A 17726-nucleotide genomic window follows, 5' to 3' on the forward strand; every position below is an offset into this window, starting at 1 on the left:
ATGTATAATTGCCTGATTATTGACGACGAACCCATTGCAATCAGGGTTATTAAAAACCACCTTTCGGCTTTTACTGATTTTGCTGTTGTTGCAGAATGTAATAACGCACTGGAGGCGATGTCTGTCCTTTCAAAAGAAAAAATTGATTTGCTGTTCTGTGATATTCAAATGCCGCAAATCACCGGAGTCGACTTTGTTCGGTCACTGGCTCATCCTCCAAAAGTAATTTTTACAACAGCTTACCGCGATTATGCAATCGAAGCATTTGAATTAAATGTAATAGACTATCTGCTAAAACCCATCTCTTTTGAAAGATTTGCAAAAGCCATTAACAATTTTCTTGAACTCGAATCTCTGCAAAACGGAAAAAATTCAGAAATAAAAGAAAACTTAAACGACAATCGTAATTTTATTTTTCTGAAAGCGGATAAAAAACATTACAAAGTTGATTTATGTGACATTTTATACTTTGAAAGCCTGGGCGACTATGTGATTGCATATACCATCAACAATAAAATTGTAACAAAGGAAAGAATCAGTTTTATGGCTGAAACACTACCTGAGAGTCAGTTTATCCAAATCCACAGAAGTTATATTGTATCCATTCAGAAGATAGAATCGCTTGGGTCTGGTTTTGTCGAAATCGCCAAAAAAAAGTTACCGGTAGGAAGAAGTTACAGGCCTGTACTTTCCAGACTACTTGATAACAATAACTAATAGTTTTGTTAAATTTGCAGTTTTGCAGATTATGGAACTAAAAGATAAATATATTCGCCGCGAAGGATGGCTTTCCATTTTCGGAAATATTTTTCTTTTTGGGCTAAAATATTGGGCAGGCCTGGCAACCGGATCGCTGGCGTTAATTGCCGATGCCTGGCATACTTTGTCTGATTCCGTTTCATCGGTTATTGTATTAATCGGAGGAAAAATTTCAAGGAAGCCTGCGGATGATGATCATCCTTTTGGGCATGGAAGGGCTGAACACATTGCAGCAATAATTATTGGTGTTTTACTTGCTATTGTAGCTTTTGATTTTGCTGTTGGCGCTATTGAAAAATTTGGCACAAAAGAAAAAACAACATTTGGACCCATTGCGTGGATTGCAACAATAATTTCGATAATTGTAAAAGAAGGGATGTCGCAATATGCTTTCCGGGGAGCAAAAAAAACCGGTTCTTCAATTCTTAAAGCCGATGGCTGGCATCATCGGACGGACGCACTTTCGTCGGTAGTCATTTTAATTGGTATTGCCGTTGGGAACTATTTCTGGTGGACCGATGCGGTTTTGAGTTTTATTGTAGCCTTAATGATAGGCTGGGCAAGCTATGAAATTCTATCAAAAGATATCAAATCTTTGCTGGGCGAAAGTCCTTCGGATGAGCATTTAATCGCGATTCGGGAAATTGCCCAGAACGCGTGCAGGCAACCCATACATCTTCACCACATACATTTACACAATTACGGGAACCACACCGAATTAAGCTGTCATATAAAACTCCCTCCGGAAATGCCTCTAAATGAAGCACATGACATTTGCACTAAAATTGAAGTCGCGTTAAAAAACAAATTTGGATACATGTCAACCATCCACCCGGAACCTATCACGTGGGAAAATCCGAATATATAGAAAAAACTATGGTAATTCTATAATTTTTAAATTTCTGAAGTGGATTTCAGCTCCCTCCGATTCCAGACAGATAAAACCATTTCTTTTAGACGATTGACTTATTCCGTTGACAAACTTCCCATTTACCGAAAGTTTTATCGTTCCATCCACGCAAACCACATCATAAGTATTCCACTCTCCTTTCCCCTTGCAACGGTTTTCAACCGATTTACTCCGTTTCCCCCTTGGATTGTCGGGAACCACTTCCACACCTCCTACGCCAAACAACTCTCCGTGGACATATGCAACCGGCGGTTTTTCTCCGTTTCTTGTGTTGAGATTAACCCAGTCGAGTTCCAGCATTTGTACTTCAACACCGTTTGGTAAACGATTATCTCCGGGCACCGCATCGCTCCATACAAAGGTTCCTGAATTCCCACCGGCCTCCATGTGTTTCCATTCAATATGCATGATAAAATTCGTGTACTTTTTTTCACTGCGGATAACGCCAATGGGGTGTCCTGTACAAATCAGCTCGTCTCTTTTTACTTTCCATGTATTGTTTTCGGTATTTACCTGAAACCATTTCAAAGTCTCTCCCTTTGTTTTTTTATCAATCTGAACATCCTCCAATGTCACTTCATTGCCAAATTGAAAAAGAGGAGTCTGAGCAAACCCGTTTCCTGCCAACAAGAGGCAAAAGATAAAAACAACTATCTCTTTCATTTTAATAAATTTTGGACAGGTTTCTTTTTATCCATTAGCAGGTTTATTGTCTACGCCAACCACCGGAATTTTTTCTTCAACTCCCGGAACCGGGCCAAATGTATAGGTTTTCGGACCAAGATATAAATCGGAATTCATAATTTCCTCCCAGCTAACATCTTTCCCTGTATACGCCGAGATTCTCCCCATAATGGTAATCAGTGTTGAATTGACCTGAGCTTCGGCATCACTTACAGGTTCTCCCGTGCGGATAGCCGTTACCAGGTTGATGTGCTCCTGTACATAAGGATTGGTTACTTTCCACGGCGATTCTGTATCTCCGTCTTCGGGGTGAGGATATTTCCAGATTTCATTTCCTTCCCAATCGTACAAAGTACCCGCTGCATCGGCATATCCTTTTGTACCATTTATTTGCTGAACTTTACGATTCGTACATCCATTTATCTGACGGGCGGCACAATGCGCCCTCATCCCGTTATCATAAACATACTCAACGCTAAAAAAATCGTACTGGTCTCCGGTTACCCTTCGTTGTCTTCCTCCCCAGCCAATTGCTTTTACCGGTATTTTATCCAAATGCCAGTTCATCACATCTATTTCATGAATAAATTGCTCGGTAATATGATCGCCCGACAACCAGCAAAAATTCACCCAGTTACGCAGCATATACTCCATTTCGCTCCAGTCGGGCTGGCGGTTACGATACCAAAGTGCACCACCGTTACGAAGTATGTTTGCCCCGACAATCTCTCCTATCTCTCCGTTGGCAACACGTCGGTGCGTTTCCATATAATCTTTTTGTACGCGCCGGATTGTTCCGCTGATGATACTTAAGCCAATTGCTTCTGCCTTTTTTGCAGATGCCAGAACCGAACGGGCTCCAACCGGATCAACTGCAATCGGCTTTTCCATAAAAATATGTTTTCTGGCATTGACTGCTGCCTCAACATGTACCGGGCGAAAATGCGGAGGTGTACAAAGTAAAACGATATCAACACCCGAATCAATAACTTTTTGGTAACTATCAAAACCGATAAAACAGTTTTCATCGGCAATTTCAACCCCTTTTTCTGTTTTTAATGTTTCTCGGCAATTGTCAATTTTATCCTGAAAAACATCTCCCAAAGCCGTTATTTGCAAATTTGGACCGGCATCCAAAAAATTAATGGCTGCACCTGTCCCCCGGCCTCCGCAACCGATTAAGCCGGCTTTTAAAACCGCTCCGTCAGGTGCCTGTTCAAGTAACTCCGGCAACTCTATTTCGTCTTTTTTTGATTTTTCAGAAGTGGAACACGCAGCCAGAATTCCTGCTGCCCCAATCGTTCCTAATGTTGTTTTTGTAATAAAATTTCTGCGGTTTAACTCTTTTGAATCCATATTGCAAATGGTTTATATGCGTTAAAAATAAAAAATTTAAATTACCATATTTTATTGAATAATTTCAAAACTGTTTCTAATAATTTACTAATCGCAGCCCAACAGCATACCCCGGCACTTTGAAAATCCATTAAAATTGATTTACATTTGTCGGACTCTAATTCAATTCCGTATTGAACCAGCTAAATAATATAAACGACAAGGATCTGTGTAAAAGGATTAAAAGCGGTGAAAAAGATGCTTTTCGGAAACTCTTTGAAAAATATGCTCCAGGAATATATAATTTCTCGTTTACCTATTTAAAAAATAACGCTGACGCTGAAGAACTGGTTCAAAATGTATTTTTAAAAGTTTGGGAGCACCGAACAGCGCTCGACTCAACACAAAACCTGAAATCTTTTATTTTTAAAATCGCCGTAAATACCATCTACGACTTTATACGGCGAAAAAACATCGAACACGCTTTTGAAGATTACGCCAGACTAAATTATGAAAGCAAAGAAAATAATACGTGGCATTCAGTAATCTTTGAGGAAATGAAACAGAATCTCCACAAACTGGTTGCACAGTTACCCGAACAGCAGCAAAAAATTTTTCAACTAAGCAAGCTTGAAGGATTAACCAACGACGAAATAGCACAAACATTAAACCTCTCAAAACGCACGGTTGAAAACCATTTGTACAGGGCGCTCGTGTTTTTAAAAAAACACTTTAAAAGTGAGTCTTTTGTGGCCCTGCTTTTCTTTTATCTGTTTTGCGGATAAATTTCTCCCCCGCGTCATTCCCAAAGAATGGTAATTATTTATTAACCTCCGGTGAGTAAATCCAGACTTTCATTCGTATTAACAGAACAAATAATCTACTACCAAAAGTAGTTTTAGTTTAGTTAAAGTTAAAAAGTCGCCCTAAATTATCCGGGCGGCTTTTCAGTTCAAAAACGTCCGGATAAAATTTTTAAAAATGAGTAAATTCAGAAGCTGAACCGTATTACTCATAAGTGAAGCAAAGAATGAAAAAACAAGTTCAACATATTTTCGATAAAGCATATTCCCAAAACAACAGTTTATCAGACAGGCAGGAAATGCTTTCATTATTTCATCAGCCGGAGAAAGAATTTGAGGTAAAAGAAAAATTATTAGAAGATCTTTCCACCCAAAATGCTAAGCCCCCTTCCCTGCCCGACTTCAAAAACCTGTTTAACAAACTCTGGGCAAAAATCGAAAAAGAGCAAAAACAAAATAAAACAAAAGTACGCTTTCTATACCATGCAGTAAAAATAGCTGCAGCAATACTTGTCGGCTTGTTTATAGGGATTTACGTAACATCATTACAGGAAACTGCTGATGCTCCGGTATATTATGCTGCACACTCTCCCAAAGGATCAGTTTCTGAGATGATTCTTCCGGACGGTTCGGTGATTTTCCTGAACGCTGATTCACGTATCAGGTACAGCGTGGAAGGTAAAGAAGGAAATCGCGAAGTTTTTCTGGAAGGTGAAGCCTGGTTTGATGTGGAAAAAAATAAGAACAAACCATTTATTGTACACACGCCCTACTATGATGTAAATGTTACAGGAACTCAGTTTAATGTTAAAACTTATAAAACAGAGAACGAGATAATCACTACGCTGGAAGAGGGCCAAATTATCATTCAGTCATCTGAAAATTTCAAACTGGCGCAGGATGTTATTGTCAGGCCCGGCGAACAGGTTGTGCTAAACAAAGACTCAAAAATTCTGACGATAAAAGAAGTAAATACTTCGTGGTACACCTCCTGGAAGGATAACAAACTCATATTTGTGAATATGAACCTGAAAGACCTTGTGGTACTTCTGGAACGAAAATACGGCGTTGATATAGAAATAAAAAACAAAGAAATTCTCGACTTGCACTTCGACGGAACCATTAAAAACGAATCCATCATCGAATTTCTTGAAATTGTAAAAAAAGCACTTCCAATCAATTATAAAATCGTTGGACAAAAAATTGAAATAACTGACAACAAAAACTAAACTTATCCGGAGGAATAACTTATGAACTAAACAAAAATTAAAAAATAAGCCGGAAGGTGCAGCCACACCTGCCAGCTTAACTTGTCTTGAATTTTTTGGTGAAAATCACCAGTAAAACTATTAATCAAAACATTCAAATTTATGAAAAAAAAATGTATGCACCCTTTTCTGCCATGCAGAAGGGTAAAAAAACTATTATTAATGATGAAACTAACAGCCATACTAATTCTGGCGGGCTTAATGCAGGTTTCGGCAACGGTTTACTCGCAGGCCACAAAATTCAATTTAAGGGCAGAAAACAAACAAATTGTTGAAGTCCTCAAAGAGATTGAAGAGTCCAGCAATTTCCGTTTTTTCTATATCCGCGAGCAAGTTGATGTGGAAAGATATGTTTCTTTAAAAGCAAAAAATGCAACAGTTGAGGAGATTCTGGATGAAATTTTTGCGGGGCAAAATATTGCATACGACGTGATGCAGGATAATTTGATTTTATTGAGTCCAGAAGACAAACCCATAAAACTAAAATCAATAGCATTACAACAACCCAATGCAGTTACCGGGAGGGTTACAGATACTTCAGGGCGTCCCCTGCCGGGCGTAACTGTGGTGATAAAAGGCACAACACAGGGAACCGTAACTGATGCCGATGGGAAATATACTATACCCAAAGTACCTGACGATGCTGTACTCCAATTTTCTTTTGTAGGGATGAGTGCACAGGAAATTGTTGTTGGAAATCAGACAACGATTGACATTACAATGCTGGAAGAAACAATTGGATTGGAAGAGGTAGTGGCAATCGGTTACGGAATTCAAAAGAAAGCTACTTTAACCGGAGCTATTAATAATGTTAAAGGAGAGGAAATTGTTAAAGCTCCAACAACAAATGCAAGCCAAATGCTATCTGGACTGCTCCCCGGACTGACAACGATTCAGCGAAGTGGAGAACCGGGGAATGATGATCCGATTGTACGTATCCGTGGAATTAATACGTTAGGGGATAATTCACCGTTGGTTGTAGTTGATGGAGTGCCGGGACGTTCACTTTCGAGGATAGATCCAAATTCAATTGAAAGTATTACTGTTCTGAAAGATGCATCTGCAGCTATTTATGGCTCGCAGGCTGCAAATGGAGTAATCTTAATTACGACAAAACGAGGAGAAAAGGGTAAACCAAAAATAACAGTTAATTTTAATCAGGGATTTAATCAACCTACAGTTATCCCGGAAATGTGTGATGGTTCTGAATATGCTACACTGTTGAATGAACTGGATCTTTATGACGGAAGAGAACCAAGATATACTGACGAACAAGTTCAAAAATTTACATCTGGCTCAGATCCCTGGCTCTATCCAAATACAGATTGGTTTGACGAGGTACTCAAGCCCTGGTCTGCACAAAATAACCTAAATGCGCAACTCAGGGGTGGAAGTGAAAATGTAAACTATTATTTATCTGTAGGATCAAAATTCCAGGATGCCTTTTACAAAAATAGTGTAAGTAATTATAAACAATATGATTTTCGGAGTAACATTGATGCTAAAATATCTGAATATATAAAAATTGGTGCAGATGTTTATGGAAGGATGGAAAATACAACCTCTCCAACAAGAGGTTATGGAACCATTTTTAGAACAACTACTTTGGGAAATCCCAATATACATGCTGTATGGCCCGATGGCTCACCGGGACCTGATATAATTGAAGGTAGTAATCCTGTTACAATTAGCACAAATGCTGCTGGTTATGACAACAATAAGGTCTACACTATAAATAGTAGTTTCAAATTGGACGTGACAGTACCTTGGGTCAAAGGATTAACTTTTACAGGAAGTGCAAATTTGGATAAATCATTTCAAAACCGAAAACGATGGGAAACCCCCTGGGAAGTAAACACCTGGGACGGAACAACATACGAAAATGGAATTCCTGTCCTTAATTCAGCGATGGTGCCTTTTAATGATGCACGCTTAACCAGATATATGTATGACAATCAAAGCCTTTTACTTAACGGCATTTTAAATTACAGTAAATCAATAGATAAGCATGAAATAAATTTTATGGCAGGTATTGAATCCAGAGAAGGTAAAGGAAATAATTTCAATGCATACAGAAGGCATTTTGCGTCAATTGCAATTGACGAATTATTTGCAGGAGGAGGAGAAGATCAGGACAACACCGGGACATCATATGAGAATGCAAGGTTGAACTATTTTGGTAGGGTTAATTATAATTACAGTGAAAAATTACTTTTCGAATTTGTATGGAGATATGATGGTTCATATATGTTTCCAGAAGAAAGCAGATTTGGATTTTTCCCGGGTGTTTCACTAGGATGGAGAATATCAGAAGAAAACTTTTGGAAAGAAAACCTCTCATTTATGGAAGATTTTAAACTGAGAGTTTCTTATGGACAAACAGGTAATGATAGAATAGACGAATGGCAGTACTTATCATCTTACAGCTACAGTAGCTATGTCTATAACTTTGGAACTGACGAAGCAAACAAATTGCTTTATGAAGCAAGAATACCAAACGAAAACGTTTCCTGGGAAGTTGCTAATCAGGCAGATATTGGATTCGAATCTTATTTTATGGACCATAAACTCTATTTTGAGTTTGACTATTTCGACTACAGACGTTCCAAGATATTGTGGTGGAGAAATGCATCTGTTCCCAGTTCGACTGGACTGACACTACCACGGGAAAATATTGGAAAAGTTACCAATAGAGGAGCTGACTTTACCATAAGTTACCACGATAAAATCCAGGATCTGGCTTACAACATTTCTTTTAACGGGGGGTATGCTAAAAATAAAATTACTTTTTGGGATGAAACTCCAGGGAGCCCCGAATGGCAAAAATCAACTGGTAAACCAATACCCACCAATAGTGACGTATCTAACGATCTTTATTATGAAGCTATTGGCATATTTAAAGATCAAGCTGCAGTTGACGCCTACCCCCATTGGGAAGATGCACGCCCAGGAGACATTATCTTTAAAGATGTAAATGACGACGGAAAAATTGATGGGTTAGATCGGGTAAGGAATGATAAAAATAATATTCCGAGATTCACAGGGGCTTTAAAAGCTAGTATTACCTATAATCAATTTGATCTCTCAATACTATTTCAAGGCGCAGCAGGAGCTGTAAGGTATATTTCTACAGAATCCGGTCAGATAGGGAATTTTCTTAAAGACTTTTACGATAACAGATGGACGCCCGATAATACTGATGCTAGCGGCCCAAGAGCATATAACAGGGATGCTGAGTACTGGAGAAGTAACAGGAATACATATTTTCTCAAAAAATCTGATTATATAAGATTAAAGACTTTAGAAATAGGATACTCACTACCTGCTTCCATTAATAGCAAGTTAGGTATAGATGGGCTTCGAATTTATATTAGTGGCTATAATTTATGGACTTTTAGTCCCGACATTAAAGACTTTGACCCCGAGTCCGAACAAACAAGTCTGAGTGGACAAAGTCAACCATATCCCGCTCAACGAGTAATAAATGGAGGAATAAGTTTAACCTTTTAAAAGAAGTAAACATGAAAAGAATCATTTATATAAGAACCGTATATAGTTTAATTAGCCTAATACTACTAATACAACTAAGTTCATGTGAAGACTATCTGGACAGACAACCCTTGGACCAATACGGAGAAGAAGCTGTTTGGAGTGATCCCGCGATGATGGAACACTTTGTAAATAATATTTATTGGTACGTTGGCCATAGTTTTGACAGGCCAATGATTGGTGTTTTTACAGATGAATCGATGTTTGATCCTGGTTCTGACCAAGGTCATGGTAATGTGGTAAAGTCATTGATAACACCTAGTGATTATGGTGTTTTTGATACATGGAGCAGAACCCAAAAGATGAGGTGGGAACATCATTATAAGTACATAAGAGCCTGTGATCTCTTTCTCGATCAAGTGGAAGGAAGAACATATGAAGATCAAGAGTATGTAAAAAGATTGACCGGTGAGGTTTATTTTTTAAGAGCCTATCACTATCATAACCTGGTTTTTCTTTATGGCGGGGCACCTATTATTGAACATGCGTATGGCCTATCGGATGATTTTTTGGCTGCCCGAAATACTTTTGAAGAATGTATTGATTTCATCGTTGAGGATTGCGAAAAAGCAACTGAATTATTGCCGCTTACCGAAGACGGGAGTGATTTTGGCAGGGCAACAAAAGGTGCAGCAATGGCCCTGAAAGCAAGAGTTCTTTTGTATGCTGCCAGTGATTTGTATAATTCTGATGCTTCATGGACAGATGGATATGAACATCCAGAGTTAGTTGGGTATGTAACAGGAAACAGAACCAGCAAATGGGAAGCTGCCAAAAACGCTGCCAAATCTGTAATTGATTTAGGTATTTATAGTTTGTATAAACCAGAGCCAAGTGCAAGTGATTCTATTGCACAGAACTATGATGAAGTTTTTACGTCAACCCAAACAGTTGAAGACATTTTTATAAGAAATTTCACGGAATCGAATCAGCACTGGACGATGAATATCGGACAACAAAATCTGCCGGCAGGATATAAAGGCTGGGCAAACGTGAGTCCTATTAATAGTATGGTTGACGACTTTGAAATGTCTGATGGGACTAAATTTGACTGGGATAATCCTGAACATAAAGCAAATCCTTATCAAAACAGAGAGCCACGATTTTATGTAAATATTTTTTATGATGGCGCAAAATGGAGACAACGCCCTGACGATGTAATTGCTGCAGATCCGATAGGAATTATACAGACAGGTAATTATGAACAGGCGGATGGTACATGGATAGGGGGCCTTGATGCTTTAAACAATCCTGTTACTACTTGGAATGGAACGTATACTTCCTATTATTTAAGAAAATTTCAGGATATTTCGGTAGATGCACCAAAAGTCAGGACTACAACTCCGTGGCGATTTATCCGGTATGCCGAGATATTACTTAGCTATGCTGAAGCATGTGTTGAGTTGGAAGAGTATGGTGAAGCAAGAAAATACATTAATATCATACGAAAACGAGCCGGGTTACCAGAAGTTAATGCGAGTGACGATGAGTTGAGGGATAAGGTAAGACATGAAAGAAAAATTGAACTCATGTTTGAAGATCAACGCTTTTTTGATATCCGAAGATGGATGATTGCTCCTGAGGTTATTGTCGATGCTTACGGGCTCGATATAAAGTACTTTTATGGAGACGATAAACCATCGTACGAGATAATTCATGTACAGGAACGGGATTGGAAGGATCGTTTTTATTTCTTCCCAATTAAGTTAGATGAAATGAACAGAAATGAATTATTAATTCAAAATCCACTTTATTAAAGATAGTTTTGTTGATGATACGAATGAAACATAAAAAACCTTTCGCATAGTATATTTTAAGTGAATACGTATCTTCAAAAACTCGGTGTTAAGCCTCTGTAAATCACAAAGTCTTTTAAAAAATTGACTTGTGATTTACAGGGCTGCACTGAAAAAAGATGTTAGAAAATATTAGCCTGTAACAACCGGTAAGACAAGACTCTGAAAATCGTTTTTGCGTATTACTATTAATTCGATAAAACGAATTCCTCTATCTGTTTAATTCTTAGTTAAGAATAAAATATCAGCTTAAAAAGCAAAACAAAATATAATACCTGTTCAGCTTAACTAAAGGCCAAAGTCGCAGGTATTCAAAAATATAATTAAGTCAGAAGTATATGCGTTTAAAAAAATCATTCATTGTTTTTTTAATAAGTCAGACCTTTATTTTTAGTGCTATCTCCCAAAAAGTTTATGAACCTACCTGGGAATCTCTTGACAAGCACAAGATGCCACAGTGGTACGATGATGCAAAAATAGGATTGAGTATGCACTGGGGAGTATATTCTGTTCCGGCATGGGCGCCGCGTCAGGAAGGAATTTCTTATGCAGAATGGTATGGAAGCAGGATGAATGATAAAAAAAATCCGACTTATGATTATCATCGTGAGGTATATGGAAATGATGTTACATACGATGATTTTATTCCTCAATGGAAAGCCGAATTATACAATCCGGACGACTGGGCAAAGTTTGCTAAAAAAATGGGAGCCAAATATATGTTTATTACCTCAAAACATCATGATGGATTTTGTTTGTGGCCAAGTAAATATACCAACCGTAATGCCAAAAAAATGGGTCCTGAAAAGGACATTTTAGGAGAATATTTTAAAGCTGCACGTAACGAAGGATTAAAAGTTGGTTTGTATTATTCTCTTTATGAATGGTATAATCCCATTTATACCGGAAAGGAAATCCCCTATGCCGGATTGAAAAGAGTAAATAATTATGTGGATGATTTTATGATTCCTCAAATTAAGGAACTAATTGACTTATACCATCCTGACTTTTTTTATTTTGATGGAGAATGGGATCATCCTGAACCATTCTGGAAGATGAAAGAAGTGGTTGCTTATTATTACAATGAGGCAGCAAAGAGGAATCAGGAGGTTTTTGTAAATGATCGTTTTGGAAAGGGTGAAAGGGGAAAACATGGCGATTTGTATAATGTGGAATATGATTTTGATAAAGGAAGTGAAGGATCATTGACTCACAAGTGGTCATTCTGGCAAGGAATTGCTAAAACTTTTGGTTATAATCAGGATACCGATCCGGAGGATTGTCTTACTCCAAAACAATTTATCGACAAAGTAATAAAAGGAGTTAGCCAAAATGGTAATTTTGATATTAATGTTGGCCCAACTGCGGAAGGAGAAATTCCTGAATATGAACAATATCCATTGTTAGGGTTGGGCGAGTGGTTATTGGTAAACGGCGAGGCAATTTACGGCACACATTATTGGAAGGTACAGGAAGAAGGAGATATTTGTTACACCGCGAAAGACCAGCACGTTTACGCAATTTTTCTAAAATGGCAAGGTGAAACTTTTAATCTGAAATCAGTTAAACCGGTAGAAGGATCAAAGATTACGATGTTAGGGGTACCCGGTGAACTGAAATGGGATTGGACTGAGGATAATGGATTAACAATATATTATCCAAAACAGAAGTCGCGGCCAACTTCATGCAGCTATGCCTGGGCATTTAAAATTAAAGTTAGTTGAGAATTATTTAAGCCGCATTAAGAAGCACGAAATAATTCGTAATGTTTAAAACAGCAGGCTTTTTATTGCAGAGAAGTGACATTTAAGATAATTCCAATGAATAAAACCTTAAAAATAAAATGGTTAGAAAAATACTTCTTATATTGATTATAAGCCTCTCATTTTTTTTGAGATGTAAAAATACTTCAACGGAAGTAGAGAACAAGTCAATAAAAGCTTATTGTATAGATTATAACTGGGGGCCGGGAGATATACATGGTTTTGCAGAACCTGGTTTGTGGGCTGAAGCAAATCCGGAGGAGCAGGTTAACTGGTATGCCGGTTTGGGTTGTAATGTAATTCAAACGTTTGCCGTTTCATGTAACGGTTATGCCTGGTATAAAAATGGGATAGTACCTGAACAACCAGGGTTAAAGTATGATTTTTTAACTGAAATGGTAAAAATAGGTCGGCGGAAAAACATGAAGGTAATCGGATATTTTTGTGTAGGAGCCAATAATAAATGGGAAAAAGATCATCCTGATTTATGTTACAGAATGGATGGGCAGCAGATTCCTCTTACAAAGGTATATATTGATTATTTGTGCTCCTCCATAGAAGATGCTATCAAAAAAACCGATATTGATGGAATCATGCTTGACTGGTTTTACAATCCCGGAGGCGGGCGCGATCCTTTGCCGCCACTCCGATGGATAGAATGCGAACAGGAAATGTATGAGGAATTAATGCAACAGCCTTTTCCTGGAAAGGACAGTATGACTCCTGAAATAGAACTTGATTTTCGACGGAAGGCCATTGACCGTGCATGGCAACAGATAAAAACAACAACCAAAGGTACAAAACCTGACTGTATTATTTGGTTGACTGCATACGAAGTCAATAGCAAGGAATATGAAGGTTCTGCGCTGTTAAAAGAAGTGGATTGGCTGATGAATGAAGCCGGAGATATAAAAAGAACAGCAGCAATGCGAGATTTGACCGGAAGAGAAACCAAACTTATAACCTGTCTGGCCAATTGGAATAAACAGGATCCGGCAGAAATAGTGCCTGCTGCGCTCAAAGAGAATGTGGGTTTATATGGTTTTACCAAACCAGTTGTTGGCCCCATGATGAAACCAGTTGATTATTATCTTTCAAATGCTGTTGACAGTTTGGAAGGAGATGAACGGAACATTGCGGTGCTTGCCCGGGCATTTAACAACTTACCCCATGGGTATGTGAAAAAATAAGATTCTGTTTAAAATATCATAGATAATAAGATTTGATATTGGGGTTTTAACTTTAGAACTATCAAAAACTTAAATTATGAAAAATAAAACGATTTGGTTTATTGTATTTATAACTCTTGTTGTAATAACCGGTTGTAATAAAGGGGAAACTGGCAAATCAGGTAACGAAGCAATCCGGGCATACAATATCGATTATAACTGGGGGCCGGGAGGAGCACATGGTTTTGCCGAACCCGGCTTATGGGCCGACGCTAATCCTGAAGAATTAATGGACTGGTATGAAGATTTAGGATGTAATGCAGTTCATTCATTTGGTGTTTCATGCAATGGTTATGCCTGGTACAAAAACGGTGTAGTACCGGAACAGCCTGGCTTGAAATACGACTTTTTAACTGAAATGGTAAAAATAGGCCGCCGGAAGAATATGAAAGTGTTCGGCTATTTTTGTGTAGGAGCTAATAATAAGTGGGAAGAAGACCATCCTGATTTGTGCTATGGAATGAATGGACAACAAATTCCGTTTACAAAAAAATATGTTGATTATTTGAGTTCCTCCATTGAAGATGCTATCAAAAAAACCGACATGGATGGAATCATGCTTGACTGGTTTTACAATCCCGGAGGAGGGCGTGATCCTTTGCCGCCACTCCGATGGATGGAATGTGAGCAGGAAATGTATGAAGAGTTAATGCAACAACCTTTTCCTGGAAAAGACAGTATAACTCCTGAAATAGAACTGGATTTTCGACGGAAGGCCATTGACCGTGCATGGCAACAGATAAAAACAACAACCAAAAGAGCAAAACCTGACTGTATTATTTGGTTGACTGCATACGAAGTTGACAGTAAAGAGTACGAAGGTTCTGCGTTGTTAAAGGAAGTAGATTGGTTGATGAACGAAGCCGGAGATATAAAAAGAACTGCTGCAATGCGTGATTTGACCGGAAGTGAAACAAAGCTGATTACCTGTCTGGCCAATTGGAATAAACAAAACCCCGCGGAAATTGTACCTGCCGCGCTCAAAGAGAATGTGGGTTTATATGGTTTTACCAAACCTGTTATTGGCCCCATGATGAAACCAGTTGATTATTATCTCTCAAATCCTATTGACAGTTTAAAGGAAGATGAACGGAACATTGCGGTACTCGCCCGTGCCTTTAATGACTTACCTCTTAACTATGTGAAAAAACAATAGCGATTTTGGAAATCACAATAACTGGTGCATAATCAAATGAATGGAAAATAAATCATAGAATCTTATCAATGAAACTTAATAAATAAAACTGATGAAAAAATTGACAATACTATTCTTGCTCGGAATTTTAATAGTAAATACGGGCTTTTCGCAAAAAAAGATTTGGAACGAAACACCAGAACAAAAGAAAGAACGCCTGTCCTGGTGGACGGATGCCCGTTTCGGAATGTTTATCCACTGGGGATTGTATGCTCAGGCTGCCCGTCACGAGTGGGTAAAAAACCGGGAACGGATAACCACTGAAGAGTATCAGAAATATTTTGAAATTTTTAATCCCGATCTATTCAACCCTTCAGAATGGGCCAAAAAAGCAAAAGCTGCCGGTATGAAATACGCGGTTATCACTTCAAAACATCATGAAGGCTTCAACATGTTTGATTCAAAATATACCGATTACAAGGTAACAAATACGCCCTATGATAAAGATATTATTAAAGAATGGGTAGAAGCATTTAGGGCAGAAGGACTTCGGATTGGGTTTTACTATTCTCTAATAGATTGGCATCATCCGGATTACACTATTGATCGCGTACACCCGCAACGCGCCAGGACCAAGGAAGAATACGATGCACTAAATAAAGGGAGAGATATGGCTGTTTATCGCGAATATCTGAAAAATCAGGTTCGTGAAATTCTAACGAATTATGGTAAAATAGATATTCTTTGGCTTGATTTTTCTTTTCCTGGCGAATTTGGAAAAGGCCGTGATGATTGGGGCTCAGTTGAATTGATAAAAATGGTCAGGGAACTTCAACCTGGAATAATTATAGATGACAGGGCTGATTTGCAGGATGTTGAAGGAGGTTGGGATTTTATGACACCGGAGCAATATAAAGTGGATAAATGGCCTGAAATTGATGGCAAAAAAATTCCATGGGAAACCTGCCAAACCTTTTCCGGTTCATGGGGATATTACCGCGATGAATATACATGGAAAGACAATAAACAGTTGCTGGGATTGCTGATCGAATCGGTAAGTAAAGGAGGAAACCTGCTACTCAACGTTGGCCCGACTGCCCGTGGTGTTTTTGATGAGCGTGCCGACGTGGCACTGGAAAAAATGGGAGAATGGATGAAATTCAACAGCCGCTCCATATACGGTTGTACACAGGCACCCGATGAATTTGAATCACCTGCAAATTCACTGCTTACGTACAATCCCGAAACCAACCGTTTGTATATTCATTTGCTCGATTATCCGTTGCAAAACCTAAGATTGCCCGGCTATAAAGGCAAAGTAAAATATGCCCAGTTTCTGCACGATGCTTCTGAAATCCGTATTTCAGAACCACGGCAGCACAATCGCGGTGGCGATGATCATTCCACCGGAGATCTGGATCTGAGTGTTCCTGTTGCAAAACCGAACATTGAAATCCCTGTCATCGAGGTAATTTTAAACTGATTAAATTCTATTTCTTTTTACTTTAAAATTAACCAAATGGAACCGTTAAATAATCGTAGAAATTTTATTCGAAATTCTGCTTTGACTGCATTAGGACTGGGGCTGGCAACTTCACATGTTTCATCAAATGAGAATAATATTAAAAAGAATGTAAGCCCACGCAGAAACAGAATTGGTGTTTCCACCTATTCGTTTTGGCAATTCAATGGTCCCAAAAGTAATGCCCCAATTGAAGATTGTATCGAAAAAGCTGCCCAAATGGGCTTTGATGGAATTGAATTTTTATTGAGGCAAATGCAGTCGGAGGAAAATAGTTATTTGCAAAAGTTGAAACGACAGGCCTTTCATGCAGGCCTGGATATAATGGGTTTTTCCACGCACCAGAGTTTTATTTTCCCGGAAAAAGAGAAACGTAATGCTGAAATTCAAAAAACCATTCATCAAATTGAACTTGCCTATCAGTTAGGCATTCCAACAATGCGCTTGAATACAGGACGTTGGGGGACTAGTGGCTCATTTGATGATTTGATGGCTAACAAAGGAATTGAGCCTCCACTGGAAGGATACACCGAAGAAGATGGTTTCGAATGGGTAATAGACGCTATTGAGCAATGTATCCCAACAGCTGAAAAATGCGGTGTGGTTTTAGGACTTGAAAATCATTGGGGACTGGGACGCACTGCGGAAGGAGTGCTTAGAATTGTGAATGCGGTAAATTCTCCGTGGCTACAGGTCACAAGCGATACAGGTAATTTTCTTGAAAATCAATATGAACAATTGGAATTGATGGCTCCCAAAACGTTTTTGGTACAGGCAAAAACCTATTTGGGAGGAGGGAAATGGTACACCCTGGATATTGATTATCCGCGTGTGGCAGAGATTTTTAGAAAAGTAAATTACAAGGGCTATGTTTCCATCGAATTTGAAGGCAATGCAGATCCAATGGAAGCAATTCCCAAAAGTCTGGAGACTGTAAGAGATGCGTTTACATGGTATGAATAAGAATTACAGA

Annotated in this window: 13 protein-coding genes; 11 read left to right on the plus strand and 2 right to left on the minus strand. The window is 38.5% G+C overall.

Going from position 1 to position 17726, the window contains the following annotated elements; all coding sequences use genetic code 11:
* Entirely contained in the window at window positions 1–717 is a 717-nt protein-coding gene (locus tag GM418_RS07180) for a LytR/AlgR family response regulator transcription factor (RefSeq protein WP_158864590.1), read from the plus strand.
* Window positions 718–748: 31 nt separating this feature from the next.
* Complete coding sequence (locus GM418_RS07185) at window positions 749–1627, plus strand: cation diffusion facilitator family transporter (protein WP_158864592.1); 879 nt, start codon at window positions 749–751, stop codon at window positions 1625–1627.
* 6 nt (window positions 1628–1633) lie between these two features.
* Here the strand turns inward: GM418_RS07185 and GM418_RS07190 are convergent, their stop codons facing one another.
* Entirely contained in the window at window positions 1634–2332 is a 699-nt protein-coding gene (locus GM418_RS07190; RefSeq protein ID WP_158864594.1) for a 3-keto-disaccharide hydrolase, read from the minus strand.
* Window positions 2333–2359: 27 nt separating this feature from the next.
* Window positions 2360–3709 carry a Gfo/Idh/MocA family protein gene (locus GM418_RS07195; RefSeq protein WP_217447727.1) on the minus strand — a complete coding sequence of 450 codons (1350 nt, stop codon included), beginning with the start codon at window positions 3707–3709 and terminating at the stop codon, window positions 2360–2362.
* Between the two features lie 173 nt (window positions 3710–3882).
* Here GM418_RS07195 and GM418_RS07200 point away from each other — a divergent pair, with 173 nt between their 5' ends.
* The 9 genes from GM418_RS07200 (at window position 3883) to GM418_RS07240 (ending at window position 17716) form a co-directional block, all read left to right on the plus strand.
* Window positions 3883–4473, plus strand: a complete 591-nt coding sequence (locus tag GM418_RS07200; protein ID WP_158864596.1) for an RNA polymerase sigma factor — start codon at window positions 3883–3885, stop codon at window positions 4471–4473.
* 245 nt (window positions 4474–4718) lie between these two features.
* Window positions 4719–5720, plus strand: a complete 1002-nt coding sequence (locus GM418_RS07205; protein ID WP_158864598.1) for a FecR family protein — start codon at window positions 4719–4721, stop codon at window positions 5718–5720.
* 201 nt (window positions 5721–5921) lie between these two features.
* Complete coding sequence (locus GM418_RS07210) at window positions 5922–9269, plus strand: TonB-dependent receptor (protein WP_217447728.1); 3348 nt, start codon at window positions 5922–5924, stop codon at window positions 9267–9269.
* Window positions 9270–9280: 11 nt separating this feature from the next.
* Entirely contained in the window at window positions 9281–11065 is a 1785-nt protein-coding gene (locus GM418_RS07215; protein ID WP_158864602.1) for a RagB/SusD family nutrient uptake outer membrane protein, read from the plus strand.
* A gap of 377 nt (window positions 11066–11442) precedes the next feature.
* Entirely contained in the window at window positions 11443–12828 is a 1386-nt protein-coding gene (locus GM418_RS07220; RefSeq protein WP_158864604.1) for an alpha-L-fucosidase, read from the plus strand.
* Window positions 12829–12947: 119 nt separating this feature from the next.
* Entirely contained in the window at window positions 12948–14057 is a 1110-nt protein-coding gene (locus tag GM418_RS07225; protein ID WP_158864606.1) for a family 10 glycosylhydrolase, read from the plus strand.
* A 76-nt stretch (window positions 14058–14133) separates the two neighbouring features.
* Window positions 14134–15252, plus strand: coding sequence for a family 10 glycosylhydrolase (locus GM418_RS07230; protein ID WP_158864608.1), 1119 nt, complete (start codon window positions 14134–14136; stop codon window positions 15250–15252).
* Window positions 15253–15343: 91 nt separating this feature from the next.
* Entirely contained in the window at window positions 15344–16714 is a 1371-nt protein-coding gene (locus tag GM418_RS07235; protein ID WP_158864610.1) for an alpha-L-fucosidase, read from the plus strand.
* A gap of 36 nt (window positions 16715–16750) precedes the next feature.
* Window positions 16751–17716 carry a sugar phosphate isomerase/epimerase family protein gene (locus tag GM418_RS07240; protein WP_158864612.1) on the plus strand — a complete coding sequence of 322 codons (966 nt, stop codon included), beginning with the start codon at window positions 16751–16753 and terminating at the stop codon, window positions 17714–17716.
* The last annotated feature ends 10 nt before the right edge of the window (window positions 17717–17726 follow it).

Origin of the sequence: Maribellus comscasis, assembly GCF_009762775.1 — a bacterium.
In the GTDB taxonomy this organism is placed as follows: domain Bacteria; phylum Bacteroidota; class Bacteroidia; order Bacteroidales; family Prolixibacteraceae; genus Draconibacterium; species Draconibacterium comscasis.

Coding starts and splice junctions, on each gene's coding strand:
- GM418_RS07240 (WP_158864612.1), top strand. CDS start 16,751: ATGGAACCGTTAAATAATCGTAGAAATTTTATTCGAAATTCTGCTTTG.
- GM418_RS07210 (WP_217447728.1), top strand. CDS start 5,922: ATGATGAAACTAACAGCCATACTAATTCTGGCGGGCTTAATGCAGGTT.
- GM418_RS07180 (WP_158864590.1), top strand. CDS start 1: ATGTATAATTGCCTGATTATTGACGACGAACCCATTGCAATCAGGGTT.
- GM418_RS07235 (WP_158864610.1), top strand. CDS start 15,344: ATGAAAAAATTGACAATACTATTCTTGCTCGGAATTTTAATAGTAAAT.
- GM418_RS07190 (WP_158864594.1), bottom strand. CDS start 2,332: ATGAAAGAGATAGTTGTTTTTATCTTTTGCCTCTTGTTGGCAGGAAAC.
- GM418_RS07205 (WP_158864598.1), top strand. CDS start 4,719: ATGAAAAAACAAGTTCAACATATTTTCGATAAAGCATATTCCCAAAAC.
- GM418_RS07215 (WP_158864602.1), top strand. CDS start 9,281: ATGAAAAGAATCATTTATATAAGAACCGTATATAGTTTAATTAGCCTA.
- GM418_RS07195 (WP_217447727.1), bottom strand. CDS start 3,709: ATGGATTCAAAAGAGTTAAACCGCAGAAATTTTATTACAAAAACAACA.
- GM418_RS07230 (WP_158864608.1), top strand. CDS start 14,134: ATGAAAAATAAAACGATTTGGTTTATTGTATTTATAACTCTTGTTGTA.
- GM418_RS07225 (WP_158864606.1), top strand. CDS start 12,948: ATGGTTAGAAAAATACTTCTTATATTGATTATAAGCCTCTCATTTTTT.
- GM418_RS07185 (WP_158864592.1), top strand. CDS start 749: ATGGAACTAAAAGATAAATATATTCGCCGCGAAGGATGGCTTTCCATT.
- GM418_RS07220 (WP_158864604.1), top strand. CDS start 11,443: ATGCGTTTAAAAAAATCATTCATTGTTTTTTTAATAAGTCAGACCTTT.